Source organism: Stenotrophomonas pictorum JCM 9942, from assembly GCF_001310775.1.
In the GTDB taxonomy this organism is placed as follows: Bacteria; Pseudomonadota; Gammaproteobacteria; order Xanthomonadales; family Xanthomonadaceae; genus Stenotrophomonas; species Stenotrophomonas pictorum.
Window position 1 is genome coordinate 1 of the sequence record NZ_BAZI01000548.1, and the last position, 1,372, is coordinate 1,372.

Annotated in this window: 1 protein-coding gene; it reads left to right on the top strand. The window is 66.3% G+C overall.

Annotated features, from left to right (window positions below):
* On the top strand, window positions 1-1,367 hold a 1,367-nt coding region (locus tag JCM9942_RS15910), incomplete at its 5' end, for a phage major capsid protein (RefSeq protein WP_484600261.1).
* Window positions 1,368-1,372: the final 5 nt, after the last annotated feature.

Consider the following 1,372-nt stretch of genomic DNA (forward strand, 5'->3'; position numbering starts at 1 on the left):
TCGCTGCCGCTCCCGCACCTGTCGCCGCTGCCGGTACCGAGCAGACCGTGAGTGCTGTGCTCGCCGCCATGTCGGCGCGCACCGCGTCCATCCGCACCGTGTTTGCCGGCTTCCGTGACGTGGCCGGCGTCACCGCGCTGGAGAATGAGTGCCTGGGCGATCACACCATCACCGCCGAGGCCGCGCAGGGCAAGCTGCTCGCCAAGCTCGCCGCCGGTGGCCAGCCGCTGAACGGTGGCTTCAACCAGCAGATCACCGACGTGGTGCCGGAAGAAGACAACCAGCGCCGCGCGCAGGTCAATGCGCTGCTGGCCCGCGCCGGCGTCCTTACCGGCGATGCTGCCGTGCAAGCGCGTGACGGCAACCCCTACGTCAATACCACGCTGCTTGGCCTGGCCGAGCAGTCGCTGATCCGCGCCGGCGTCAACACCCGCAGCATGGACCGCGAGGAAATCGCACGCCGCGTGCTGGCCGTGCAGACCACCAGCGATTTCCCGGTGCTGCTGGAAAACACCCTGCACAAGATCCTGATCGGTGCCTACAACCTGCAGGCGTTCACCTGGAACCGCTTCTGCTCCACCGGCACCCTGTCGGATTACCGTCCGCACAACCGCTACCACCTGGCCGGCTTCTCCGACCTCAAGCCGGTCAACGAGGCCGGCGAGTACGAAAACGGCGTGCTGGACGATGGCGAGAAGGAGACCATCAAGGGCGCGCGCAAGGGCCGCATCCTGCAGATCACGCCGGAAGTTCTGGTCAACGACGACCTGGGCGCCTTCGTCCGCATCACCACCGCGCTTGGCCAGGCGGCGGGGCGCACCATCGAGAAGGACGTCTACGCGTTGCTGGCGTTGAACGGCGGTCTCGGCCCGGTGATGAGCGACGGCAAGACGCTGTTCCATGCCGACCACAACAACATCGCCGCCGGCGCCGATATCAGCGTCGATGCGTTCGATGCGATGCGCCAGCTGATCGAGAGCCAGATGGATCCGGGCGGTAACGACTACCTGGACATCACGTTGTCGCGCTTCCTCGGCACCTCCGCGATGAAAGGCAAGGCCGGGCTGGTCAACAACGCCGAGTACAACCCGGATGTCAGCAACAAGTTCCAGCTGCCCAACATCGCGCGGAACACCTTCACCGAGATCATCACCTCGCCGCGCCTGGGCACCGGCAAGGCGTGGTACGGCTTCGCCGATCCGGGCATCGAGCCGGTCATCGAGGTGGCGTTCCTCAATGGTGTGCAGACGCCGGTTCTGGAGCAGGAAAACAACTTCCGCACCGACGGTCTGAGCTGGAAGGTCGTGCACAAGTACGGCGTCGGCGCTGTCGGCTGGCGCGGCGCGGCCCGCAACCCGGGCGCGTAACGGAA